The sequence below is a fragment of the Dyadobacter sp. 22481 genome, assembly GCF_052044875.1.
GTDB lineage: Bacteria > Bacteroidota > Bacteroidia > Cytophagales > Spirosomataceae > Dyadobacter > Dyadobacter endophyticus.
Map to the genome: position 1 here is coordinate 1,446,515 of NZ_JBQENV010000003.1, position 24,905 is coordinate 1,471,419.

Genomic DNA, 24,905 nt, shown 5'->3' on the forward strand with positions numbered 1-24,905 from the left:
GATTTAAATAGATCAGGAAGGTTGGTTCTGTTTTTTCAAATGGTCGTAACCGTTGGTCAGCCGGTTGTAACCGTGGTCCACTAAACGTTGGCCAAGGCCGGTATAAAATTGGGGGTCAGCCGGCGCCACGGTAGCCATACCGTCGACGTACCGGTTGTAAAGACAAAAAAGGCCTGCGATTAGTACCGTATCGTGGATTTCCAAGTCCGTAGCACCCTCCGCCTTAGCATTCGCTATCGATTCGGCCGTTACTGCCTTGCCGCTCACCTGCACCTGCTTCGCGATTTTCAACAAAGCTTTCATTTTACTGCTCACCGGGGCTGCGTCGATATCCTGTTTCATGATCTCACAAGTTTCGGTTTCCCCCAGCAGCAGATCCGCGGCAGCTGTGTGTGCAGCAGTGCAAAACCGGCATTCATTGTTATGCGATACGATGGTCGCGATCAGTTCACGCTCCGCGGGCGTCAGCGAATTCTCGCCACGCAAAATAAATTGCGTCAGCTGACGTATAGGCTCGGCAGTTACCCGGCTGTATTCCAGCAATCCGGTAATGCCGGGCAAGTGCTCCGGTAGTGGGATATGTGGCATGAGTGCTTTTGCTTAATGATTATGCCTCGATGGCATCTTGCTTGATCGGATACCGCACATAACCCGTAAACGCCATACGTTGCCCCATTTCGCGGTAGGCTTCGTTGTCTTGCGGTGCCCAGGTACCCAGTCCGTCCACATAGCGGTTGAACATGCAGAATGCTGCGGCAATGAGTACCGTATCGTGGATCTCCTTGTCGGCGGCACCTTCGGCTCGGGCCGCAGCAACGTCGGCGTCGGTCACTTCCTTACCGCTTTTTTGCACTTTGGCAGCGATATTGAGCAATGCGCGAAGTTTGGAGGACACCTCAATCACCTGGAAACCCTGTTTGATGTCGTCGATCAAACTGAGGTCACAGCCTAAATGCGCCATCGCAGCCGAAGCGTGCGACGTATGGCAGAAATGGCAGTTGTTGAGGTACGATACGTGTGCCGCGATCAGTTCGCGCTCACCACTTGTGAGCGGCGATTCGCCGCGAAGCAGCGTTTCAGCCAATAATTGCAGCGGGCCAGCCGTTTCAGGCCGGAAGTTAAACAGTCCGACAATGCCAGGCAGCGATTCATCGGGTAGAGCAATATGCGCCATTGTGAGGGAAGATTTCTGGGTTAGTAAATCGGTCTTTCCTCCTGTGTGCGGCATTCACATGTGCAGCCGGGAGCATATACGCATCCACACATACGCGCGGGGAACGCAAGGCTCTTTACAGGAAGGATGAGAGGGGATGAACTAGGCCAGATCCGGCGGCGGGGATGGTATAGAAGAGTATCTTTCAGGCAGAATAGATCTGACGGGAAATTGCAGGGCCATATCATCGGATGGCTCCCATTCCAGCACATAAAACGTATGCTGGCGACCAGCGGTCATGTATTCTTTAAGGAAATTCTTTAAAATGCTCGAATGCGCGTCTTTTTGTGGATCTGATGCCTGGCCGGTAACCTGATCGTTGATCTTCGAAACGAGGTCAGAAAAGCGGTCGCGGGCGTTCTGGTCAAACTCACAATGCACATATAACGTATCGTTGATGAGCTGCTGGCTTTTCATCTGGTAAAACTGCCCTTCGTGCTCGATCTGCCCCTGGACAGGCTCCGGTGCGTCCCAGTCATTCTGGTAAGGGACAGCCACGGGCACTTTGATCACAATATCCACAGAACCTGCCGCCTGCTCCACCAGGCCCTTTCCCTCAGAACTGATGGTATAGCGCTCCTCCGACAGGTAGACTATCGAATAGCCCACCATATTGTAAAGCAGCAGCCCCAGCAACAATATGGAAATGATCCTGCGCAATGTTGAAATATTGAAATTTTATGCTGTATGTACAAATGTATGGAAATGGTGTTGAAATTTATGGAAGTAATTTAAAATTTTTGGTGTTTAGCTCCCCGCGGCACATCGTTGGTAAGGGGGTCGCCCCCAAGTACTACATTTGTTCTGAACAATTCCTTATTAAACCAACACAATACCTTTCGTCAGCCATTCTGACTCAGAGCCTCACCCCGGTGGTCCCGCCTTTTTCCATCGAAATGTCAATAGGCGCATTGGTTTTCCAGGCGCCGCGGGTGAAGTCCGGGACATCGATGGAGTTGGAGCGGTGCGCTACCGACCATTCGCTGAGCGGACCAATGGAACTCCACAGCGCGGCGTCGTACACGTCCTGATCGAGCGGCAGGCCGTTGCGGAGGCAGTCGATGGTGCGCCAGTCCATGAGGAAATCCATGCCGCCGTGGCCGCCGACTTGTTTGGCAACCTCGCCTATTTTCTTCACAATAGGCGGTGTATGCGCCGTTTCGAGCGCTTTGTATTCTTCGGGTGAAAGCCATTCATGGCCTTTGGAAATCCGTGCCGGTTCGGGGTATTTTAATGCGGCGCCTTTGGTACCGCTCACAAGCTGAATGCGGGAGTACGGCCTCGGCGACGCGACGTCGAACTGCACCACAATCGTTTTACCCTTTTTGGTCCGGATCGTCGAAGTATTCATCATCCCGTTAAATGGCTTCCCTACGAACGGTTTGAAATCCGGATCACTTACAGCCAGGCGTTTAGCAGTATCGCCCATCACAAAATCGTTGTTCGACATCGACACCAGGTAGTCCATCGCGTCGCCGCGGTTGATGTTCATTACCTGACAAATGGGCCCCAAGCCATGCGTGGGATAGAGATTACCAGTCCTTTGCGAAAGTTCTTTCAGCTCCCAAAACTGGTAAAAGCGCTCCTTGTCAAATACATATTCCTGCAAATTGTGAATATAGGCGCCCTCCGCATGGACGATCTCCCCAAAGAACCCGTTGCGTGCCAGATTTAATGTGAGCAGCTCCGAAAAGTCGTAGCAACAGTTTTCGGTCATCATGCAATGCCTGCGCGTTTTTTCCGAAGTCTCTACGAGTTCCCAGCATTCATCGATCGTCTTGGCCGCAGGCACTTCCACACACACGTGCTTGCCGTGGTTCATCGAAAACACGGCCATCGGCGTATGCAATGCCCATGGTGTCAGAATGTAAACAAGATCCAAGTCGCCTCGCTCGCTCAGCTTTTTCCAGGCATCTGCGTGGGTATGGTAGCCCTGCGGCTTGTGGCCATTACCGGCCACCAATTGAATAGCTTCGCTTACTTTCCCTTCCCGCAAATCACAAACCGCCCTGATTTCCACGCCTGCGATCTTGTTCAGGCGCTCCACCGCCGCCATTCCGCGGTTTCCCAGGCCGATAAAGCCTACCCGCACCGTTTCAAGTTTCGGGGCAGCGAAATTGCACATATTGAATTGCTGCGGACTCGTCGCGTTTGCCAGCGGCATTCCGGTCGCCCCTGACGGCAATGCCGCCGAGGCAAGTCCGAGACCGGTCATTTTAATAAAATCTCTGCGATGCTGATTCATCGGCGGCGCGGGTTATGCATTTGAAATGGATTCGCTCAAAAACTGCGGTGTATAACCATTTTCTTTCGCCCAGCGGACTGCGGTGAGAATTTTGTTCCGAAAATCGGGCTGGTAGTTGAAATAGGACGGATAGAAATATTGCTCATGTACCAGCAAATCGAGGTAGGGTGGCTTGGAACCGCTCTTTTCATGCGCGTCGAGGTGCGGTTTGATATCTTCCAGCTTTTTGGTATCGATCACGATGCTGGCACGCACGAAAGTGATATCCTCTGCCGTATCGCGCCATACAAAGCGCTTTTTGAGATGCCTCCGCTGCTGGGCTGTGAGGTAGTATGACGCAGATGGCAGGTTATCGTCCACATTGAAATACCCTACCTGCCCCACGTAACCCGCATCACGCATGGCCCGCGAGCCTTCGACAGTCGCTTCGCCCCAGTGAATGGTCGTCACCGAATGCATAACTTCCTGACCGGCAAACCTTCGGATTTCATTCATAATAAGGTCACAATCGCGTTTCACCTCCTCATAACCAGCATTCACATACGGCATGTCGGGAAACTCCTGCAATGCATGGAAGCTAAGCCGAAGCCAGTCTGCATTCGCTTTCCATTCATTTTTGTATTGGTCTGTAAAATCAGAGAGGTTGAATCCGTCGGTCTGGTAAAATAAGTTTAGGTGGATTTTGGTCCCGTATTCCGCATTGACCTGTTTCAAAAAACCGAGATAGGGGTTATCGAAAAGGGAGTGATAGTGCTCTTTATTCTGCTGAAGGTCACGCAAAAACCAGATATTATCGTCAATCGACAACCGGTAATGCCCGGCGAAATCACTAAGCCAAAAAACATGAATGCCGATTTTTTCGCCGCTCACCCGATCTACCGCTTCCAGCCGGTTTTTATGTCCTTCTAAAAACACCTCTGCCTCGAAATGGCCGTCGGCACGCTCGGCTTGCACGCCATTTACAAAGATTTCAGCGTCTTCCGGCGCGGCAACTTTTACCGTAATTTTCAGTTTACCATCTAAAAAACGGCCGTCGAAGGCATGGAGCACGTCTCCTTCAATGGGAGCAATGAAGTTTAGTGGGTTATTCTGCATGATGAAAGTCGTTAGTAAGTCGCCCTGCCGCCCGAGAGATCGAATGTAAAGCCGGTTGTAAAACTATTCTCCGGTGAAACAATGAATGCGGCCATGTTAGCAGCTTCTTCGAGCGTGCCGCAACGTTTCATGGGAATTTTGTCGGTCATGTATTTAACCTGCGCTTCGGGCATTGCGTCCACCAGGGGTGTCCGGATCACCGCCGGCGCCAATGCATTCACAGTGATGCCAGTCTCGGCATATTCTTTCCCCTGCACTTTGGTCATCCCGATCACCGCCGCTTTCGAGGCCGAATAGGCCAGCATACCGGCGTTTCCTTCCTTTCCGGCAATGGACGCAATGTGTAGGATCCGGCCGTAGTTGTTTTCAAGCATGTACGGAAGCACCGCCTTCGCCGTATAAAAGCTAGCCATGAAATTGATATTGAACACCTTCTGCAAATTGACCGTATCTACCTCGTGACTTTTGATGTTGGTAGCACCCGTAATCCCGGCACAGTTGATCAGGATATCGATTTTACCAAAACGCTTCGCCACGCGCGCCACCGCCGCCGCAACCAGCTGCTCGTCGGTAACATCCACGCCGATGAGCTCCTCGCGCTCCTCATTACCTACGAATTCGTCATCCAATGCCTGCTCGTTCAAGTCGAGCAAACCTATTCTGGCGCCTTCATTCAGTAACTTATGGGCGATTACAAGCCCCAGACCGGAAGCAGCACCCGTAATGACGGCCACCTGATTCTCGAAAGTGTTCATTTTACCAGCGCGTTTAGTGGTGTATTTAGTTTTGCTGGTTTTAAAAATACTCTTTTCTTTGTTTCTAATCACGCTTTCGATAAGGTTGTTTCCAATGACCTGATTTCCCACGTTTCGTCGTTTAACACATCCAATACCCTCTGATTTAATTCCTTAATATAGGAAACCGATGATGGATCGGGTATATACGCCGCCTTGCGTGCAATGCTGTTTTTAAGGATGCCGCGGGCCATTAGCAGCTCCTTCTCCGCATAATGGAACAGTTCCATGTTTTGGAGGGAGAAAAATATCTGGGGCATCACCTTTTCGAACAGGTCAAAAGCCTTTTGGTGTGCGCCCTGGTTGCGCAGCGTGAACACTTTCTGCAAAATGTCCGATACCGCCAGCCCCGGCATTACACCGCGGATACCCAGCGGAATCAATTCGAGCATATACAATCCTCCCCAGCCTTCAAAAAGCCCGATTTTCCCGCCGGTTTCTCTGATAATACCTTCAAACTTGGGCGCGCAAAGCGGCTCTTCGAGTTTGAGGTATTTAAAATTCAGGTTTTCAGCCATTAATTCAGTGATAAAACCAACGCTGATAGATGAACCGCCGGGATTGAAATCCTGAATTAACACCGGGGTATCGGGTATGGACTGCAAAAACTCGGAAAGGTAGATTTTGAGCGACTCCTCCGGCAGGCTGAAAATCCGGGGCACCGCAAGCGATACCACATCCGCACCCGCAGCCACATTCGCCTGCGCCAGCCTGATCGCCTGTTTCAATGACGGGTGATTCGACTGCGCGACGATCTTCACGCGCCCGGCCGCATGCTCCACGGCTACGCGCACGACCTGCAATTTTTCGTCGTCGGTCAGCTTGTAGAATTCACTGGCATAAGCAGGCAGGCATACCGCCTCGATGCCGCTCGAAACGGCAAAATCGATCAGGTCGCGCAGGGCTGCTTCGTCAATCTCTTCGTTTTCCGTAAATGGCGTCGGGATAATAGGCACGACGCCGAACAATTCGCTATCTGCATTCATACTCTTTGTTTTTTTATGGATTGACATTAACCAGTTCTTCCTCCTTCTTTTGCCGTGCCGCCTTGCTATCTACAATCGTGAGGATCAATGTGGAAGCGAGTACCAGCGCACCGCCGATAATGGCTTGGGTCTTCAATGTTTCACCCAAAACGAAAGCGGCGATAGGCAATCCCATGAACGTTATGAGGTAATTGGACAATGCGACCTGCGTGGCATCGAGATATCTGAGCACTTTAAAAAACAGCAGCATCGACAGGAAGTTGTGAAAGAGCGTGAGCGCGATCATGCCGGTCCAGGTTCTGGCGGTATAATCCGGTATCACGGAAAACATTTCCGGCTCGTAATACCACACCAGCGGCGCCAGCAGGATCACCATCACGAGGTAGGTGTAAAACACCATTTCCATCTCGGTGTATTGCTCGGCAACCTTTTTACAGCCTACATTATAATAGCCATTGCCCAGGATTGCGAGGAATATGAGCAGGTTACCCACCGCATATTGCGAGCTCATGTCCATGTTACGGATATCGTCCGTCGAGCAAAGCAGCACGCCTACGATCGCGATCCCGAAGCTGATCCACCGAATGCGGTTCATTTTTTCTTTTAATATAAAAAATGCGAAAACTGCCGTCACGACCGGCAATGCGAGGATCAGGATGGCTGCATTGCTTGCAAGAGAATATTGCGTGCCCCAGGTCATCAGTACCTGAGAGGGAAATGCGCCTATGGCAGCCAGTTGCACGAAAATAAGAACGTCCCTGATTCTCTTATTTCCCTTTTTGAAGTCTCTCCATGCATAGGGCGCGAGAAAAATCGTAGCCAGCAACATCGGCAGCCACACCGTAAAATATGGCCCCACCTGATCCTGCGTAAGTTTAATGCACGTAAAATGGAACGACCAGATCAGGTTGCAGAAGAACAGGATAGTCCACGATAAAAAGGCTTTCTTCATAAGTGCGCCGTTAGGATTTTTCCGGTTTGATATTTTTTGAGCGCTTCGCAATCGAGCGCGACGCCGAGACCATCTCCCTGCGGCACTTTCGCGGCTCCGTTTTCGAATGCAATGGGTTCGGCCAGCAGGTCGTCTACCCGCACCAGCTCCCCAAAAATGTCCGACGGGATAGTACAATTAATGCTCGCCGCCGCGATATGTAGGCCCATTGCTTCCGAAACCCCCAAATCCACCTCCGACCCGCGCCAGCAGGGCTTGCCTTCCAGATGTGCGATCTCAGCCAGCAGCACACAATTGTATGCCGAGCCATTGAAATTGTAGCCATCGGCCGCGTCGGCACGTACGAACGTGATCATGTCGCGAATGTCCTGCGTGTACGGGAGCGAAATGTGCCGGTATAATGGTATACCAAGATGTTTTTTGAGGTATTTAAAACCTTCGACATCCGCATGCCTGACAGGGTCTTCCAACCCCAACATCACCTCCATTTCGACTCCTTCCATCAATTTCATCGTCGTGCCTACATCGTCCCAGCGCTGGTTCGGATCGAGCAGGACTTTAATACCGTCACCGCATTTCTTTTTGATCTCTTCAGTCCAAAGTCGCACCGGGTCTTCGTCAGAGCATTTGAATTTGAACACCTTATGGCCCTTCTGCATCGCTTCGAACGCCTTCTGAGCGGCATCTTCCGGTGTTCGCCGGCCCGTCCAGCCCATGCAATCGACCGTTTCGCGGTAACCGCCTCCGAGTAACTGGTACACCGGCACATGCAACAGCTTTCCGGCCAGGTCGAGCACACAGCTTTCGAATGCCTCGTAAATACGCTGGTCGGTCACAGGCAGCCGGCGCCAGTTCAGTTTCAATATATCCTTGCCTACGAATTCCTGCATACTTTCGCGAATGAGGTCGCCGGAAGCGCTGCGATAGGTCTCGCCTATGCCTGTAAGCCCGTCCGCGAGGGTCATTTCGACGATCCATTTCGGCTGGTTGGCAAACTCCGTCCAGCTTTCGCCAGTCAGGAATTTCTGTGCGAATGCGCTGTCCTTGTCGAGTACCGTTTCCGAATTGAGGCTTCCCGGCCTGGCCGGCACGATTACTTCCGTGGCGCGGACCGATACGATTGTTGTCATTCCTGCGGGTATTTTTCTGCCAGCTTCCGAATGTCGTAGCTGAATTCGCTAAATGCCTTTTCCCATGCTTCGGCGCTTTCTTTGGTGTAGGGATAAAATCCCTGCGCATTGCCCACGCCCCTCGCACCCGAGGCTACCAATTTTTCCATCATTTCAGGGGTAGTCTGCCGGTTATCGAGGTCAGGGAACAGATCCTTCATTACCGTCAGATAAGCCGGAATGCCCGTCAGGTCCATGAAACGGAACGGCCCGGCGAATGTGATCCAGTAGCCCAGGTCGTTGCGCAGCGAGCGGTCGACGTCCTCGACCGTCGCATAGCCGTTTTCCACCAGATTGAATGCCTCTCGCAGCATTGCATACATAATTCGGTTGGTAATAAACCCGCGAATATCCTTCCGAAGCAGAGAAGGTTGCTTCCCCCAGCTTTCGGCCAGCTTCACCATCTCCCCGGCGTATTTCACATCCGAATCCTTTCCGCAAATCACCTCCATAAACCGGGTAATATGCGCCGGCTCCGCCCAGTGAATGCCCAGCAGCCTTTCGGGATGCCATAAACCGGCCTGCAAAACCGAAACCGGGATGGCCGAAGTGTTGCTGCCGATAATGGCGGTGTTTGAAAGCACATTTTCCAATGCCTTGTAAACGGCCTTTTTAGCCTCCACATCCTCGGTAATCGACTCGATTACCACTTCATGGTCGACCAGGTGTGCTATGTTGGTAGTAATGGTTAAACGTCCGACCGCCGTTTCGGGTAATTCTTTCAGCAGGCCTTCGTTGTGAAGTTCTACCAGGAAGCCCAGAATACGTTTACGGGCAGGTTCTATCTCACTTTCGTCCCTGACCAGCGAGGTAACTTTATGCCCCGCCGCCAGGATACAAGTCGCGATGCTACTGCCCATTAACCCAAGTCCTACTGTGCCGATGCGTTCTTTTAAGCTCATTGTGATTAATGCAAAAACCAAGTGCGTAAACTAGCCGATCAGCGCAATGGCGTCGATCTCGATTTTGATCCCGTCAGCCAATACCGACTGAACGGTCGTCCGGGCGGGCAGAATACCTTTGAAAAACGAGGCGTAAGCGACATTATAGCGGTCAAAATCATTGATATCCTCCAAATGCACCGTGCATTTCATAATATCGTCGACCGTGCCGCCCGCCGCCTCCACGACCTTCTTCACGTGTTCGAGCGTAAGCAATGTCTCTTCCTCGATGGTGCCATGTTTTACCTCGCCCGTCGCCAGGTCCAGCGGCCCCTGCCCGCTCACGAACAGTAAGCCGTTTTTCAAAACACCGGCTGAATACGCGCCGGTGCTGACATTTTTATCCGGGTGCTTAATTTCTTGTTTGGGCATGGTGTGGGGCGTTTGCCGGGTTTTGTGAACGATTGGGCTGTTTGACCGCCGACCATGGACTGCCAACCGCCGATTACTTGTCGTTTATCTGATAAGATATTTTACTTCAACTGACTATCTCTCACTCATTCTGGCCATCCCTGACAACACCTGACTACAACCGCCCACCTATCTCCCACCCTGCGAAAGCCTGCATAAACGTCACCAACGCTTCCGTTGCCTTACCGATCAAATGCGCGCCCTTTTCCGCGGTGGCTTTTTGAGGCTCTCCGCTGCTGCCATTGCTGGAAATGTACGTCGTTTGTTTAAAGAGTGTTACGCCCCGGTAAGGCTCATCGTCTTCCCAGGGAATGTAGCCATTGCTGGGTGGTCGTTCGGCGCGCGCAGCTTTCTCCATCCATACTTTTTCAGGAAAGAGGTGAAGCATCATGCTTGTTTCGTACTCGCAGGCGTGGCTCAGCGCGGGACTTTCCATCGGCGCTTCGCCGGCGAACGGCCTTCCGGCCAGCTCCCAATACGTCACCAGGGCAATATTGACAGCATTTGCCTGCTCAAAATCGGCACTGAGGACCGCCAGGGCCTGTTTCACCGGGGTAATGTTACCGCCATGGCCATTCAACAGCACGATCCTTCGAAAGCCATTTTGCAGCAAAGAGCCCACCATATCCACAATTACCTGTGTGTATAATGCCGGATTGATGCTGATCGTCCCGCCGAACGACAAATGATGGTGACTGGAACCATACGGCAATGCCGGGCAAAGCAATATGCGATCAGGCAACGATGCCTCCGCGGCACCTGCAAGGTGCGCAACGATATCCGTATCCGTCGACACCGTCATGTGCGGCCCGTGCTGCTCGATCGCGCCGAGTGGAAGTATTACTACCACGTCTTCAATCAAGGTCCGGATCGACGGATAATTCAGATTCGCGAATAACATAACGGAAGTTCAGGACAGGCTGTTGATCAAAAGTATTGATTAATTTTTTGTTTACAAAATTTATATAAAATAGTTTACAAAAAACTTTGGCAATCATTTTACCACTAATTCTTCATGGCAAATTCATAAAGCAGCCGCAGCAATCCAGCCAGCTATTTTCTCTCGAAACCTAAAAATCAGGCTTGAATAACACTTCAAATGGCTGGTCAGCGACGTGATCGGACCTGTTTTCAATGCGATAGCTAACCACCTTAAGGTAAAGCTTTTGCCATAATCCGTACTCCACGTCGAATCGGCCGAGCATCGTATTGAGGCGATAGGGCATGTACTCCGAACGCCAGGCCTCGGAATAGGCCGTTTTGAGCTCGCCGGCTTCATCCATCACATCCACAAGCAGGCCATGACATGGATATGCGAGGTCATAAACCACGAAATCGTTCTTCTTCCGCACCAGCATCGACTCGTTCCACCTGTCGCACACCGTTTTAGCCCACAGAAAACGCGTCGCCGTGTAGGCCATCAACCTTGCCGTAACGATCATGGAGTGAATGAATGCGGTATCTTGCGAGCTGCATTTAGCCAATGCCCCGATCAGCTCTGCCTGCGCCGCCTCGCCTGATTTACGTGCATTCCGGAAATCGGCGGCATGTTCGTTCGTGTTTTTGAGGTAGTAAGGCAAAAACGGATTCGACCAACTTTCGATGATCGTTCCGCGCGGCATGCCGTTCGTATTACGCCCGAGGCATTTATCGAGGGAAGCATTCGCAGCAGCAAGATGATCAAACGCCTTTTGCATTTCCCCGGCCACTTTCGGATACATCACGCGACTGTACATTTCTGTAAAATGCTTTTTTTTCGGCACCGATCCTTGCCATGCCCCGATGCAGCCGTAAGCCATAAACAGCCACGAAGCCCGCACAAACGGCTCCACCGGGTCCGTCCACACCGAATGGATGAACCCGAGTGCATGATGCTTCACCCCGGCTTGCAGGAAGAGATCTATATTGTCGTAGGTATAGGCGGCATCGGGATAGATATGGCCCCAGCCAGATACGGCAGGCTGGATAAAAAACGGCTTTTTCTCCCTCAAAATCGGGTTAAGATACCGGTTGATCTCCACCGTGTCCGGCTTGTATTCCCACAATACGGGGATTACTCCCTCCGGGATCTTTTTAATAATATCCGGATAGTAATTGTTCATATCCGTCCACGCAAGCACGGCTTTACCATACTTTTTCAACTCCCCCTCTACGAATGCAAGCTGCTGCACCCAAAGGTCTTCGGCATTGATACGCACGTCTTTATCGTCGGCAATACGCTTCGTTTCCCAGGTTTCGTCAAACCCGACATGAATAAATGGCCCCGGAAAAAGTTCGGCATATTGGCTGATCCAGTCTTTCAGCACCGCATTTGTTGCCGGCTTGCGCGGGTCGAGCTCATGGCCGTACTGCCCGATCGCCAGATCTGCATATTGTTCATTCCTCAGCAGTTCGTGCAAATGCCCGTATAAATTCAGGAACGGCACCACGTCCATGTGCCGCTGCTTTCCATAGGCAATAATGTCGCGGATTTGCGCCTGGGTGTAACCCGAACGGTACCCGATTGCCGGATAGCCTTTCAATTCAATACTAACCTCATTATAAAAATAGTATTGGTTGGTCTTCCACCGTGCCAGAAAGTCGATCTGCCGTTTGATTTCCGCGACAGTCGGCAGGCCGCCGTGGGCGAAATCCATCATCACTCCCCGGTAGGTGAGCGCAGGCCGGTCTTCGATCACTACTCCGGGGATAAATGCAGTTTTGCCCTGGCCGGTTATCAGCTGTCGCAATGTCTGCACGGCATAGTACAATCCCGCGGAAGTACGCGCATCCACACGTACACCCCTGCCCGAGATGGTCAGCTTGTAATGCTCCCTTTCACTCTTGCCGTTCATTTCAGAAACTTCCGGCAATGCACCACCTGGCTCCCGTACAACCCATTGAAATGTTGCCAGGGCAGCAGACGGCGCTTTTTTTATACTTTCCCCGGCAGACTCACCAAGCATGGCCTTCAACTCCTCCAGAGCAAATCGTACCTCACTAGGCGCCGAAGCGGGAATCCAAACGGTCAGCCTCGATACCGGCAGTTTTTCGTCCGTATAGCGTACCGTTTCCGGCTGCGGGAGAAGTACAGGTGTGTTTTGCGCAAAAGCACGGGTAATGAGCAGGCAGGCAATGAAAAGGCGGTTGAGCATTTGTTTAGTGTTCAGTTTTTATCCCACCAAAGCGGTGTCGCTGCATTGTCGGGCCCGCCGAGCATTTTAACGGCCTTTTCAACCTCAGCGGCATTGGTTTGTTTTTCAGTATCCAAAAAAGGCATCCGGCGAATGAATGTACCTTCCGGCAAATCTGAATTTTCACTGTGAACGACCGGATACAGCTTCGGAAGCCCTGTTCTTCTTACCTCAGCCCAGCCTTCCATGCCGTCCGGGAACAACGCGAGCCATTTCTGCTGTGCTACCTGCTTACGCTGCATGCTTTCCGAGGTACTCCATTTCACGGGATAGTCGTTTACCGCAGGCGAATTCATCCCATCCTTTGGCGCAATGGGCAGGGCTGTATTCGAGATGTATTTCGCAATAGCCGCCTGGTCGGCGACACCCCATTGTGCCATGGAAGTTTGAATGCCTTTTTTGTAAAAATCTTCGGCCGTCCCACCCATATTCCAGCCATTAAGGGCACCTTCCGCCCGAAGGAAATAGGCCTCAGCCGCGTGCAGGATGTTTTGCGGCACGTTGTAAGTGGTTTTCCAATCGTTTCCTACCCAGGTGGCCCAGCGGGTTCCCATATTGGAATTGAAAAGCCGGGAGTTGATATCGACGATTTTTTCCGACGTGAACAATCCGTTACGGACACCCTCGTAAGTCCCCGTCGAAACGGACGGTTGGAAATAAATCGGCAGCCGCGGATCTCCATACCCTTTCAGAATCGATTCCATCGAAGCACTCATGCGCACATCGTCCCAGCCGGCCGTAACGGCTAAACCATTGTACTCGGCATAAGTAGTGGTCGATTTCGGCATATATGCATCATCGGCGATGTCGGTGATCACGCCTGCCGCAACAGCCGCTTCCGCCTGCTGCTTAGCCATTTCCGGGTTCACTTTCGAGATCCGCAATGCCAAACGCAAGCGAAGGGTGTTGGCAAATTTCATCCAGGCCGTCGCCGGCGCTGCATTTTTGTTATAAACCAGGTCGTAAGTACCGAACGGCTTGTCGCCTGAACGCGATTTGAGAACTGCCGAAGCTGCGTCCAGCCGTTTAAAAAAGTCGTAATAAACCGAGTCCTGCGGCGTGTAGGAAACATACCGCTTACCCGAAGCGGCATCGGAGTAGGGAATCGGCCCGAAGTAATCGGTAACGCGGTGAAACATCCAAACCCACCAGATGTTCGCCAGCGCATTCTCGGCGCTTTGCGTTTCCGTTCCGGCAATAATCGTTTTCAGTTGCGGTGCAGCAGCCGTGTACACCGGGTTCCAGCACGCGGGCATCCAATCCTGCCGGATCACGTAGCGGTCGGTCGGGAACGAATGCGCGGCTTGCGACAAAAACTGGGAGTACACCGAGGCGATCGTCCCCTCACCCACCTCGAAGTTGTCGGGACTGAGTGTCGGGCTCATTAACGCATAGGCGAACATGAACGGATATTCCTTGCTACCCACGCTGCTGATCTTGGTAGCGTCGGTATTCAGCGAATCGAAATTGTCGGTACAGCCCGCCAGGATAGCCACAATGGCCACTGGCAGCATTTTCGTGAGTCCCCGACCTATATTTTTAATCCTGGTCAACATAATGAGCTGTTTTTAGAATGATAGTTTGAGGTTCAATCCTATGTTCCTGGTCGATGGCAAATTGAAATACTCGATACCCTGATAATTGCTGTTACCGAAACTCATTTCAGGGTCGAAATCCATCTTCCGCTTGCCAATGCCGGGAATGTCGAGTATCGCATTGCCGCGGTAAATGAAGAATAGGTTGCGGGCGACCACCGATAACCTTGCCGAACTGAGCAAACCAGGCAGGTTTTTGAAATCATAACCAAGCGATAATTCGCGTACGCGAACGTTGGTGGCATGGTAAGTGAAAAACTCTCCCCAGGAATAATCACCCTGCGCGACCGTCTGCCAGAATGCTTCCGCATTAACCGGTTTGGTATTCGGAGCTCCCTCAGCCGTTACACCTTCGACTACCCACGATCCCGCGTCGCGGAATTTTTCGGTATCTATACCCGTACCGTTAGCGGCCATTTGCGCGGCAGTACCCGATGTGATCACACCTCCAAACTTGCCGTCCACGAGCACATTAAGCGCCCAGTTCTTGTAGCTGAAATTATTGCTAAAACCGGCTGAGAATTTCGGGTTATAGTTACCCAGTTTCTCGACCGCGTCCGTTTTGACAGGCACACCTTTGTCGCTCACCACATATTTACCGTTCAGTGTTTTCCATTTATAGCCGTACAAATCCCCGAAAGCGCCGCCTTCCTTAATCAATGGCGTTGCCGTACGCACGCTCGTGGACGACCCCAGGTACAACTGGCTAACGCCGTCGTAGAGCTCCACAACTTTGCTGTTATTCACCGCGTAGTTCAGCCCGATATTCCAGTTAAAATCCTTTCCAACAACCGGTTTTACCGAAAGCACTGCTTCAAATCCTTTGTTCTGAATATTCCCGGCATTCACATTCAACGTCGAATAGCCCGAAGAAGCCGGTGACGCTACGCGCAGTAGTTGGTTTTTAGAATTGGTTTTGTAGTAGGTCAAATCGATGCCCAGGCGATTGTTATAGAACCGCCATTCGGTCCCCAATTCAATCGACTGAGTCAATTCCGGTTTCAGATTCGCAATTGCTTTGGTGCTGCTGCTGGCTATGTAGCCCCCAAAACCCCCACGGATATAAGTATACGTCTGACCCAGCAGGTAAGGATCCGCGTCATTACCGACCTTCGTAAACGACCCCCGTACTTTACCCAAATTCACCCATTGCGGCAACTTCACCATCTCGGAAATGACTGCCGACAGACCTACGGACGGATAGAAATAGGAATAGGGCGATGGCAGTGTGCTCGACCAATCGTTGCGGGCGGTCAGGTCCAGGAAGAGGTAATCCTTGTAGCCGAACTGAACTGTTCCATACAGCGACTGCAATTGTCTTCTCGCCGTAGCAGTTTCCGTTTTAAGTGTTGTGGCATAGCTCAGGTCATATTTGTTGGCGAAGCCAAGCCCGTCGGCTGCATTGATCCGGTGCCGCATACTCCGGTTGAGAATTGAACCACCCAGGTTATACGTCAGTTTCAAATCCGGCGCAATGTGGTTTGTACCGGTCAGCAAAAGGTCGGCATTACGCTCGGCGATGTAATCATTGCCTTCGGAATAATATCCACCCGGCTGGCGGGCATAGTTGACGGTATTGTTGGCGTATTTCTGGCTGATAAAATCATTGTAACTATCCGAACTCACCCTTCCCTGGATGTTCAGCCAGTCGGTCAGTTTGTATCTCAAAACAAACAATCCTGTTACGCGGCTGCGGTTTTCGTCGCGATGGGTATTGTTGATCGTCCAGTATGGATTCATATAAACCGCGTCGGGGGTGGTCCAGAAAGTAGGTGTTTCCACGCCGGTAACATCTACTTTTTTATAAGACTTAAGGGTTTCGGGATCAACGCTGCGCGGCATCCGGTATGTATTGGCCACCACCATACCGTCGCCTCCCACGCCGGGCTTGTTGAAAATATTCTGCAGCATATAGGTCACTTTGGCATCCGCAGAAAGCCGGCTCGTGATATCGAAGCTCAACCTTGCATTGAAAGTATTCCTGGACAGCCTGTTGTGGGGCACGATTCCATTGATATAATTATTGGCATAAGAAAAATAGGACTGCACTTTCTCCGAGCCGCCGCTCACTCCCACCGAGTTATTTGTGGACACCGCAGTCTTGAAAAAATCCCTGACATTGTCGGGATATGCTTTCAATGAAACGGTATTACCCGTCCAATCCTGCACGCTCTGGCCGGTAATGGGAGCACCCCAGCTTCCGTTAGTAAGTGTTGAGTAAACGCCGCCCGATCCCTGGCTGTAAGTATTCTGCAGAGACGGTGTAACAAGTGCCTTATCAATGGTCACGCCGGAATTGACATTCACATTAATTTTCCCGCTTTTTCCCTTTTTGGTCGTGATCATAATCACCCCGTTTGCAGCGCGGCTACCGTAAAGTGCGGCTCCCGCGGCACCTTTGAGCACATTGATCGACTCAATATCGTCGGGATTGATGCTCGATGCCCCGTCGCTCCCGCTATGCCCGCCCGCGTCGTAGCCTACCTGGCCTGCGGGCGTGGAGTTATCGATAGCCACGCCATCCACGACGATCAGCGCATTGTTAGAGCCTTGGATCGACCGGTTTCCCCGCAAAACGATCCTGGTGGCACCACCGGGGCCGTTCGCAGAAGGCGTAATGGTGAGCCCGGCGATTTTTCCTGAAAGTGTGTTGGTAAAATTGGCATCCCGGACCTCATTTACCTGATCGCCACCTATTTTCTGGGTTGCGTAGGTGAGCGTCTTGGCTGCCCGCTCGATCCCCAGCGCCGTTACCACCACTTCCTGCAAGCCCATGGCGTCGTCCGCCAGCGTAATTTCTCCCAGTGCGCTCTGGTTCCCAATCGGCACCTCCTGCGTCTTCATGCCGATATACGAAACCACGACGGAGGCGGCGCTTTCCGGCACCGAAATGTCGAACATGCCATCCTTGTCGGCAATGGCCCCCAAAGTAGAATGCTTTACCACGATAGACGCCCCGGGCACCGGCGCGCCCTTCTGGTCGATGACTTTCCCTGTGATCTTTTTACTCTGCTGTGCATAGGTCTCACTGACGTGGGCTGCTACCGCCAGCACACATATCAGCAGCGAGAGAACCCGAAAACGGTTACGTATACGAAACCGCAGCAAAGGAATCTCAGAAGGAAGAGATTCCGGGAATTTTAGAGATTTTTTCATAAACGAAGATTTCGGAACAGTAATGGGTTTAACAGGGCAACGAAAAACGCCTATCCCCGGACGAGGTGGGCGCACAAGAGGCTATCTAAATTATGTTAACAAATATATTATTTTTTTGTCAACAAAAAAATTTAGAAAAAATTATTGTTTGTCACTAAAAGCAAACGATCTATCGAGAATACGACAGCCAGCCAAATACGCGTCGACCGCAATCCTTTTGAACAGAAATTCCTTTGGCAAAAAAAAAGCCGGTTTCAAGAGCAGAAACCGGCCTGTGGAACACAAAATGTATTATTGATCTGTCACGCCAGATCCATTGACGCGACTTCACCGCGTATGAGATGTTTTAAAAGTGCTTCCTCCGCGCGCTTGATATCACGATCCTTAATTCCCGCAACGATCTCACGATGCTCCTGGTCCGTCAGCTCGTAGTCGTCCATATGCGTTTGGGTTTTACCCAGTTTCTGGTGAAACAAAGGAATATTACTGGCCTGGTACAAATCAACAAGCCTCTCATTACCAGCACATTCTATCAATGTCTCATGAAATTTAACATCCGCCTCACATGCACCGCCAAAATACCCGCGCTCAACCATCGAGGAGAAGTCATCGCAAATACGGTCGAGTTCGGAAATCTGCCCGGCTGTGATTTTCTGGATCAGCAACCGCAATGCACCCACTTCCAGGATCTCGCGAAGCTCGCGGATCTTGTGGCTGTCTTCAAGCGTTAGCGTCTTCACAAAAAAGCCTCCTTTTTCCCCTTGCACAATCAGCTGTTCACCTAAAAGCCGCGTCAGCGCCTCCCGGATTGCCATTCTATTGACATCCAACTTCTTAGACCATTCATCTTCTTTGAGCCGCGTACCCGAAGTGAGCTGGTTCGAAAGTATCTTTTTCCGCAATTCTGTGTAGGCCCTGTTCGAAAGTGAGTCTTCTTTCATTCCAATGTAAACAATAATTCAAAATTTAGTAAACCAAAACTTTTCATATAAAGGTAAGCAATAATCATAAACTTCTGTATCGGTGTAAGATCAACACTCTGAGACTTAACTCGAAAAGCATTTCAGTTTTAAGTCATTTTTACCGTATTTTACTCTGGGAATATCGCCCGGTTACAAATACCCACTACCTTGTCTACCCGTATTCAATCACTGCTGCTGCTAGCTTTGACACTTTCAACTATATTGTCGGGCTGTTTGCGCAAAAAACAACCAAACCAATCGGCCAAGGTGTACATCGACGAGCGCGATGGCCACTACAAGGTGGTGAGAAACGGAGTACCCTACGACATCAGGGGTGCCGGAGGCTATTCCCATTTCCGCGAACTACGCGATGCCGGCGGAAATACCCTGCGTACCTGGGATACCACAAACCTTGCTCAAATTCTCGACAGCGCGCAAAGACACGATCTGGCGGTAATCGTAGGCCTTCCGCTACCTAATAGCGGCGATATCCCTTTTTATACTAATCCTCAAATTACCAAAACCCGTTACAGCGCATTGCAATCCGTTATCAAACGGTACAGAAACCATCCTGCGGTGCTAATGTGGTGCCTGGGGAACGAATTGGACTTCCCTTACAAATGGACATACGGAAATTTTTACGACTCGTTCAACGCGCTTACCGACATGATCCACCGGGAAGATCCCGACCATCCGGTCACAACCACCGTTTTGAACTTCAATAAAAAATACATTTTCAATATCCTATTGCGTTGCGACATCGACGTGATCTCTTTCAACATTTTCAGTAATTTACCCTTGCTGCGCAACGACCTCGACGATCTTGCCTGGCTCTGGAAAGGCCCTTACATGCTGCTTGAATGGGGTATCAACGGACCATGGAAGGGAACTGAGCAAACCGCCTGGGGTGCATACATCGAGGACACCAGTAAAAAGAAGGCCGAGATTTACCAGGAGCAATACCAGCGGTACATGCCGCTCGAAGATCCCCGTTTTTTGGGCGCCTGTATTTTCTTCTGGGGTAACAAGCAGGAAACGACCCATACGTGGTTCAGTATATTCGATGAAAACGGCAATGCTTCGGAGGCTGTCGGTACAATGCAGAGGCTTTGGACGGGCAAACCATCGCCGGTCATCTACCCCGAGGTAAAATATATGTTGCTAAATGGCCAGGGCGCGCGCGACAATGTGCTGCTGAACCCGGCTGTACCGGCATCGGCGGAAGTGCTGCTTTTTAAAGGGCACGACCGCATCCGATCGATCCGTTGGCAGGTCTTTCGGGAAGACTGGTATCGCAAAAACGGGATCAACAGCACGCGGAAGCTAATGCCGGTCGCAACGGCAGAAAACTCCGGCCAAAACCTCCGCCTCACATTTCCAACACCGAAGGAGGAAGGGCCCTACCGGATTTTTGCAACGATTTATGACAATGAGGGGAATTTCGCTTCATGCAACACCCCATTTTATGTTGTAGGAGCACCATGAAGCAAGCATTATACGTAAAACCTCCCTCCCGGAAGCAGCTGATCATGCTGCGGCTGATGATCTTCTTCGGATTGGTCTCGATGGGATTTTTTCTTTCCAGTATTCTCTCCGAGGCGGTCAGGGGCTTTGCACCACTATACTGGATGCTAGTGGTGACGTTTGTTTTCACCTGCCTGAAGGTGCTGCACGAGTGGTATCATTACCTGTTCATCACCGTTCCTGCGACACCGACGCTCACACGCCGGTATACGGTTGACATTTTCACGACTTTTTGCGCAGGCGAGCCTTACGAAATGATCGTAGAGACACTGACTGCGATACAGGCCATTACCTATCCGCATGAAACTTACCTGTGCGACGAAGCTGATGATCCTTACCTGCGGGAGGTCTGCGCGCGACTGGGTGTGCATCACGTAACGCGCACTGACAAACGGAACGCCAAAGCCGGGAACATTAATAATGCATTGCGCATTTCAAAAGGAGAACTTTGTGTGGTGCTCGACCCTGACCACGTCCCTTTCCCCGACTTCCTCGACCCGATTGTCTCGCATTTCGACAACCCTGAAATCGGCTACGTGCAAATTGTGCAGGCCTACAAAAATCATGACGAGGGCCTTATAGCCAAAGGTGCCGCTCAGCAAACCTACCAGTTTTACGGCCCGATGATGATGACCATGAACCACTATGGAACGGTGCTCGCAATCGGCGCGAACTGTACTTTCCGCCGCACCGCGCTGGAATCCATTGGCGGACATGCGGCTGGGCTGGCGGAGGACATGCATACCTCCATGCAACTGCATGCGAAGGGGTGGAAGTCGATGTATGTGCCCGCCGTGCTGGCTCGCGGGCTGGTGCCTTCGACCCTATCAGCCTATTACAAACAACAGTTGAAATGGTCGCGCGGGGTGTTTGACCTGTTTGTGCACGTTTATCCGAAGCTTTTCTCCAAGTTTACGTGGAGCCAGCGCATCCATTACGGGACGATCCCCTTGCATTATTTGTCGGGCTTCATTTTCCTGATCAACTTCCTGATTCCCATCCTGGCGCTGATATTCGACGTCAGCCCGATGCATTTCGACCTTACAGATTTCCTGCTGGTCAGTCTGCCGATGGTTTCCTGCATTATCCTCATCCGGCATTTTGTGCAATGGTGGGTAATGGAGGATGAGGAACGCGGATTTCACGTGATAGGGGGCCTGCTGATGATCGGGACCTGGTGGGTTTTCATTCTGGGTGTCCTTTACACGATTTCAGGCAAGAAAATCCCTTACGTACCTACGCCAAAGGATGGCAACGAAGCCAACAACTGGCCGCTGAACGTCCCGAACCTGGCAGTACTCGGCATATCCTTAATGGCCATCGCTTACGGCCTGTATCAGGACCTGAACCCATACAATCTTATTATGGCCGGGTTTGCAGGCCTGAACTGCTTCTTCATGTGCTTCAATATCGCCGCAAGCCGACAACAGCAAATCCGTCAATTTTCCGGCTCTTCTCGCTTCCTGAGTACTGCATTTGGGGCAATTAAGGAACTGAAGGGCAATTTCTGGATTCTGCGCAGACGCATTTACAGTGGTGTGAGGACTTCGGCTTTTCTGATCACCGTGCTGCTTATCAGCTTCATCGTATATTTCAGACGTTTCAATCCCCAACTCGAACAAAACCTGGCCATCTCGATTGAGAACCAGGTATATGCCCTCAGCCTGACAAAGCGAAAACCTCCACGGCAGCCTGATGTTCCCGCACTTTTCCGCGCGATGGGCGTTCGTGAGCCTAATGCAAAAGGCACACAAAAATCCGTTGCATTTTTTAAAGGGACGCGTGGGGTGAACTACACCAAAGGCCATAACTGGTCGCGCCGGTACCCGGCATTCACAAAGCACGAGCTTGAAGCCGACCTCGCGCAAATGAGCCAGGCGGGCATCAATGCGATCCGGCATTTCGGTCCCGGCATTTATGATTACAATATAATGAAGGCAACGGGGCGGGCGGGAATCCGGGTGCATTATACTTTCTGGGTACCCGAAACGCTTGATTTCGTAGCGGATAAAAGCGGTGCCGACGACCTTGCCAGTGAAATACTGGCCACCGTGAGCCGGCTCCAATATCAAAAACACATTGTGTCCTGGAACATCGGCAATGCCGCCATTCAGCGCCACCGCCGTTCAGAAAGTACCGAGGAGCAAAAGCAATATCTGTATTGGTTAAAAAAAACCAGCGAAGCCATTAAGAAAATCGACGGTTCACGTCCGGTTACAGTAGATCTTGAAATAAATGCCGAAACTCAAAAGCTCGCCTATCTGATCAAGCAGGTTGCACCCGCGATTGATGCATTCGGGCTGGTGTTGACGGACGTGGGGGAAAAACCCGTAGAAGGGACCCTTCGGAAGATTACAGTTCCTTACTATTTCAGCTACATCGGCGCAGATGGACTGGCAAGCTCCCGGGAACGGCAGGCCGGAACATTTATTTCCAACTGGCAGGACGAAAAGATTGTCGAGCACGTAAGTTTTGATGGCCTGCACGACTATGCCGGCAGGCCGAAGCATTCATTGCAAATACTGAAGTCGATATGGAGCGGCGGAGAAGCTCCCCTACCTGTCCCACATTTCAAAATTCTTAAACCAGCCATCGCTACATTCGAAGGTACCCTGCTGGATTACCACGCGATTATCCTCCAAAATGGCCAATGGAAAGTTCTTAATGGACCAATAAATGGCATTCAGCTTGAATGGAAACTTGTCAGAACGGACGGCTTCAACAATCCTGTTGAAATGACCGATGCCGGAAACGGGCCCCGGTTGACTTTGACCATTCCGAAACATCCGTCCTTGTATCAATTGTACCTGTACGTCCTGCGGGGCGAAACGGTAAGTGCCATCGTCAAATCAGAATTGAATACGCCGCTGGAACCTGCGAAAAAAGCCTGGGACCGTTAACGTCCGGATTTCAATGCCCCTACGAAGCGATCGAAAGTAGATTGGGTGATACCCCAGTCAGGCGGAGGGATATCACCCCAGACCTCCGGGTTATCGGCAAGATTGAAATAAGATACACCGACCACTTCCCCGTGGGCAGCTAATACCGCCCCGGCTTTTTCCAACCATTCGGCCTGGAAGTCTTCCGGGCCTTTCACACCAAATTCCGTTATAAAAATTGGTTTGGAGGTCCAACGCATGCGCCATACCTTGCGGTTGAAAATCGTTTCGAAAGATTCCTGTTTCGTCGGATCGGTAATATTTTTATCCGGTAAGCCGTAGATGGCGATACTGACGAAGTCGACCGCGTCGTCACCCGGATACCATTCCATAGAACCTCTGTCCCCGGCAGGGCCCCACACTTTATTAACATTTTTCACTCCCTTCCCCAGCTCCATAAAATGCCGGTAAGCCTTGATGTACAAAACAGGGTCCTGGCTTTGCCAGGAATACCTATGTATGGGTATTTCCATTTCGTGTGCAAAACGGACGTAAACCGGAAGATTAGTCTTCGAAATCGTGTAAAAGAGCGATTTGAACTCCTCATCGTAAACGCCCAGAATAGTATTTTGCAACACCGAAGAATCCTTTCGGACCTTGCCGTCGCGCCAGGGCTCTACGGACACGATCGCCTGGTGCCCACGCCCCACGATTGCCTCGAAATCCCTCGCAAAACTGCCTGTTTGAATATTCACCAGGTCGACAAACAAATGCTCTGCCTGCACGGCTTTGGCACCCGCAAGCGTCTGCTTCGGATCATACACGCCCAAAAGCGGCGGAGCATTGGCTGGTCTGCCCTTCGGCGGGTTAATCGCGTATTCCTGAAAAAGCCATGCAGAATCACGTTTGAGCTCCTTTGCCGCCTCCCTTAAATCACTTTGCAATGCATTAACAAGACTGTCGTTACCGGTAGCAAACACCCAAACCGGTTTGTTCATCAACCGCGTCCGAATTAACTTTCTCCGGAGCGAGGTCCTTAGGTCAGGATCCCGTGGAAAAGCCGTCGCCGCCAGCTCGCTTGGGCCATTCACCGAGATTCCAATCGCGTCTACCACATCGCCTCCCGGCCAGTACTCTTCCGTCCCCGGGTAACCGGCCGGTGACCACATAATTTGCAAAGCGGGCTTTGTATTCCGGCAAGTTTTAGCCACATGCCTGAATGCCCCGATATAATCGACCGGAGATTGGTATTGCCACGAATAGCGTTGCACGGGCACTTCCATATCGGGGTCCCAGCGAAGGTAAACGCGTTTTGCGTCAGGCAATAGCCGGCAGAGGGAACGCAGTGCATCGTCGAATGCACCGTCGGTCACCATACCTAACGCCCCGTCCTGGCCGGCCACTACTGTCAGAAGTAAGTCCTTGTCGGCAACGAGCCCTTTTAGCGCAGCAGCAAGCGGCGCCTCTGTCGTATTTGGATGAAGTTGAATTGAAATGTGTTGGAGGTCCGGGTTGGCCACGCCTATGGAATCGGCCCTGTTGATATATCCAACAGGCTGCTCTGCAAAGGCGGCGTTCAGCACGTCAGCAGAATGGCCATCCGATTTAAAAAGTGGAGAGAACCTTATTACATAGCCTGCGGTTACCGCGGTCAATGTCAGCGCGGCAATGAGTAAAACACCTTTAAACTTCATAGAGGCCCGAAAAAATGCATGACGGGCTTAAATTAGTAAATTCAATGACGTCGAAGCGTAGAAGGTAGCTAATATATGTACAAAAAAGAACCGGGCAATGATTAGACTCTGCGGTG

19 protein-coding genes are annotated in these 24,905 nt (G+C 51.3%); 2 read left to right on the forward strand and 17 right to left on the reverse strand.

Annotated elements, in window-relative coordinates; all coding sequences use genetic code 11:
- Nucleotides 1-12: 12 nt before the first annotated feature.
- The 16 genes from ACTJJJ_RS24795 to ACTJJJ_RS24870 form a co-directional block, all read right to left on the reverse strand.
- Nucleotides 13-588 carry a carboxymuconolactone decarboxylase family protein gene (locus ACTJJJ_RS24795; protein ID WP_440703329.1) on the reverse strand — a complete coding sequence of 192 codons (576 nt, stop codon included), beginning with the start codon at nucleotides 586-588 and terminating at the stop codon, nucleotides 13-15.
- A gap of 19 nt (nucleotides 589-607) precedes the next feature.
- A complete protein-coding gene (locus tag ACTJJJ_RS24800; protein WP_440703330.1) occupies nucleotides 608-1,174 on the reverse strand; it encodes a carboxymuconolactone decarboxylase family protein in 567 nt (188 codons plus the stop codon).
- A gap of 141 nt (nucleotides 1,175-1,315) precedes the next feature.
- Entirely contained in the window at nucleotides 1,316-1,873 is a 558-nt protein-coding gene (locus tag ACTJJJ_RS24805; RefSeq protein WP_440703331.1) for a hypothetical protein, read from the reverse strand.
- 196 nt (nucleotides 1,874-2,069) lie between these two features.
- Nucleotides 2,070-3,458 (reverse strand): Gfo/Idh/MocA family protein, encoded by a 1,389-nt coding sequence (locus ACTJJJ_RS24810; protein ID WP_440703332.1) that lies wholly within the window; start codon nucleotides 3,456-3,458, stop codon nucleotides 2,070-2,072.
- 12 nt (nucleotides 3,459-3,470) lie between these two features.
- Nucleotides 3,471-4,553: a hypothetical protein gene (locus ACTJJJ_RS24815; RefSeq protein WP_440703333.1), complete on the reverse strand. Its 1,083-nt coding sequence runs from the start codon at nucleotides 4,551-4,553 to the stop codon at nucleotides 3,471-3,473.
- A gap of 11 nt (nucleotides 4,554-4,564) precedes the next feature.
- Entirely contained in the window at nucleotides 4,565-5,308 is a 744-nt protein-coding gene (locus ACTJJJ_RS24820) for an SDR family NAD(P)-dependent oxidoreductase (RefSeq protein ID WP_188936714.1), read from the reverse strand.
- 68 nt (nucleotides 5,309-5,376) lie between these two features.
- Nucleotides 5,377-6,333 (reverse strand): dihydrodipicolinate synthase family protein, encoded by a 957-nt coding sequence (locus tag ACTJJJ_RS24825; protein WP_188936715.1) that lies wholly within the window; start codon nucleotides 6,331-6,333, stop codon nucleotides 5,377-5,379.
- A gap of 13 nt (nucleotides 6,334-6,346) precedes the next feature.
- Nucleotides 6,347-7,285, reverse strand: a complete 939-nt coding sequence (locus ACTJJJ_RS24830; protein WP_188936716.1) for a DMT family transporter — start codon at nucleotides 7,283-7,285, stop codon at nucleotides 6,347-6,349.
- Nucleotides 7,282-8,415, reverse strand: coding sequence for a mandelate racemase/muconate lactonizing enzyme family protein (locus ACTJJJ_RS24835; protein WP_440703334.1), 1,134 nt, complete (start codon nucleotides 8,413-8,415; stop codon nucleotides 7,282-7,284). The genes ACTJJJ_RS24830 and ACTJJJ_RS24835 overlap by 4 nt, the downstream gene beginning before the upstream one ends.
- Nucleotides 8,412-9,356 carry a 3-hydroxyacyl-CoA dehydrogenase family protein gene (locus ACTJJJ_RS24840; RefSeq protein WP_440703335.1) on the reverse strand — a complete coding sequence of 315 codons (945 nt, stop codon included), beginning with the start codon at nucleotides 9,354-9,356 and terminating at the stop codon, nucleotides 8,412-8,414. Before ACTJJJ_RS24840 ends, ACTJJJ_RS24835 begins: the two co-directional genes overlap by 4 nt.
- A 30-nt stretch (nucleotides 9,357-9,386) precedes the next feature.
- Nucleotides 9,387-9,767 (reverse strand): RidA family protein, encoded by a 381-nt coding sequence (locus ACTJJJ_RS24845; RefSeq protein ID WP_188936723.1) that lies wholly within the window; start codon nucleotides 9,765-9,767, stop codon nucleotides 9,387-9,389.
- A gap of 154 nt (nucleotides 9,768-9,921) precedes the next feature.
- On the reverse strand, nucleotides 9,922-10,707 hold the full coding sequence (locus ACTJJJ_RS24850; protein WP_440703336.1) for a creatininase family protein: 786 nt from the start codon (nucleotides 10,705-10,707) through the stop codon (nucleotides 9,922-9,924).
- 169 nt (nucleotides 10,708-10,876) lie between these two features.
- A complete protein-coding gene (locus ACTJJJ_RS24855; RefSeq protein WP_440703337.1) occupies nucleotides 10,877-12,940 on the reverse strand; it encodes a glycoside hydrolase family 20 zincin-like fold domain-containing protein in 2,064 nt (687 codons plus the stop codon).
- 11 nt (nucleotides 12,941-12,951) lie between these two features.
- A complete protein-coding gene (locus tag ACTJJJ_RS24860) occupies nucleotides 12,952-14,535 on the reverse strand; it encodes a SusD/RagB family nutrient-binding outer membrane lipoprotein (RefSeq protein WP_188936730.1) in 1,584 nt (527 codons plus the stop codon).
- A 12-nt stretch (nucleotides 14,536-14,547) separates the two neighbouring features.
- Nucleotides 14,548-17,730, reverse strand: coding sequence for a SusC/RagA family TonB-linked outer membrane protein (locus ACTJJJ_RS24865; RefSeq protein ID WP_440703338.1), 3,183 nt, complete (start codon nucleotides 17,728-17,730; stop codon nucleotides 14,548-14,550).
- A 302-nt stretch (nucleotides 17,731-18,032) separates the two neighbouring features.
- Nucleotides 18,033-18,671, reverse strand: a complete 639-nt coding sequence (locus tag ACTJJJ_RS24870) for a GntR family transcriptional regulator (RefSeq protein ID WP_188936732.1) — start codon at nucleotides 18,669-18,671, stop codon at nucleotides 18,033-18,035.
- Nucleotides 18,672-18,926: 255 nt separating this feature from the next.
- On the opposite strand from ACTJJJ_RS24870, the gene ACTJJJ_RS24875 reads away from it, so the two are divergent.
- Together ACTJJJ_RS24875 and ACTJJJ_RS24880 are read left to right on the forward strand one after the other, a co-directional pair.
- Complete coding sequence (locus ACTJJJ_RS24875; RefSeq protein ID WP_440703339.1) at nucleotides 18,927-20,177, forward strand: glycoside hydrolase family 2 TIM barrel-domain containing protein; 1,251 nt, start codon at nucleotides 18,927-18,929, stop codon at nucleotides 20,175-20,177.
- Nucleotides 20,174-23,116 (forward strand): glycosyltransferase family 2 protein, encoded by a 2,943-nt coding sequence (locus ACTJJJ_RS24880; protein WP_440703340.1) that lies wholly within the window; start codon nucleotides 20,174-20,176, stop codon nucleotides 23,114-23,116. The genes ACTJJJ_RS24875 and ACTJJJ_RS24880 overlap by 4 nt, the downstream gene beginning before the upstream one ends.
- Here the strand turns inward: ACTJJJ_RS24880 and ACTJJJ_RS24885 are convergent.
- On the reverse strand, nucleotides 23,113-24,789 hold the full coding sequence (locus ACTJJJ_RS24885) for a glycosyl hydrolase (RefSeq protein WP_440703341.1): 1,677 nt from the start codon (nucleotides 24,787-24,789) through the stop codon (nucleotides 23,113-23,115). The genes ACTJJJ_RS24880 and ACTJJJ_RS24885 overlap by 4 nt on opposite strands.
- Nucleotides 24,790-24,905: the final 116 nt, after the last annotated feature.

What these genes read in the sequence shown, in the direction of transcription:
- ACTJJJ_RS24795 (WP_440703329.1), bottom strand. Translation starts at nt 588, where the DNA reads ATGCCACATATCCCACTACCGGAGCACTTGCCCGGCATTACCGGATTG.
- ACTJJJ_RS24800 (WP_440703330.1), bottom strand. Translation starts at nt 1,174, where the DNA reads ATGGCGCATATTGCTCTACCCGATGAATCGCTGCCTGGCATTGTCGGA.
- ACTJJJ_RS24810 (WP_440703332.1), bottom strand. Translation starts at nt 3,458, where the DNA reads ATGAATCAGCATCGCAGAGATTTTATTAAAATGACCGGTCTCGGACTT.
- ACTJJJ_RS24815 (WP_440703333.1), bottom strand. Translation starts at nt 4,553, where the DNA reads ATGCAGAATAACCCACTAAACTTCATTGCTCCCATTGAAGGAGACGTG.
- ACTJJJ_RS24820 (WP_188936714.1), bottom strand. Translation starts at nt 5,308, where the DNA reads ATGAACACTTTCGAGAATCAGGTGGCCGTCATTACGGGTGCTGCTTCC.
- ACTJJJ_RS24825 (WP_188936715.1), bottom strand. Translation starts at nt 6,333, where the DNA reads ATGAATGCAGATAGCGAATTGTTCGGCGTCGTGCCTATTATCCCGACG.
- ACTJJJ_RS24830 (WP_188936716.1), bottom strand. Translation starts at nt 7,285, where the DNA reads ATGAAGAAAGCCTTTTTATCGTGGACTATCCTGTTCTTCTGCAACCTG.
- ACTJJJ_RS24835 (WP_440703334.1), bottom strand. Translation starts at nt 8,415, where the DNA reads ATGACAACAATCGTATCGGTCCGCGCCACGGAAGTAATCGTGCCGGCC.
- ACTJJJ_RS24840 (WP_440703335.1), bottom strand. Translation starts at nt 9,356, where the DNA reads ATGAGCTTAAAAGAACGCATCGGCACAGTAGGACTTGGGTTAATGGGC.
- ACTJJJ_RS24845 (WP_188936723.1), bottom strand. Translation starts at nt 9,767, where the DNA reads ATGCCCAAACAAGAAATTAAGCACCCGGATAAAAATGTCAGCACCGGC.
- ACTJJJ_RS24850 (WP_440703336.1), bottom strand. Translation starts at nt 10,707, where the DNA reads ATGTTATTCGCGAATCTGAATTATCCGTCGATCCGGACCTTGATTGAA.
- ACTJJJ_RS24855 (WP_440703337.1), bottom strand. Translation starts at nt 12,940, where the DNA reads ATGCTCAACCGCCTTTTCATTGCCTGCCTGCTCATTACCCGTGCTTTT.
- ACTJJJ_RS24860 (WP_188936730.1), bottom strand. Translation starts at nt 14,535, where the DNA reads ATGTTGACCAGGATTAAAAATATAGGTCGGGGACTCACGAAAATGCTG.
- ACTJJJ_RS24865 (WP_440703338.1), bottom strand. Translation starts at nt 17,730, where the DNA reads ATGAAAAAATCTCTAAAATTCCCGGAATCTCTTCCTTCTGAGATTCCT.
- ACTJJJ_RS24870 (WP_188936732.1), bottom strand. Translation starts at nt 18,671, where the DNA reads ATGAAAGAAGACTCACTTTCGAACAGGGCCTACACAGAATTGCGGAAA.
- ACTJJJ_RS24880 (WP_440703340.1), top strand. Translation starts at nt 20,174, where the DNA reads ATGAAGCAAGCATTATACGTAAAACCTCCCTCCCGGAAGCAGCTGATC.
- ACTJJJ_RS24885 (WP_440703341.1), bottom strand. Translation starts at nt 24,789, where the DNA reads ATGAAGTTTAAAGGTGTTTTACTCATTGCCGCGCTGACATTGACCGCG.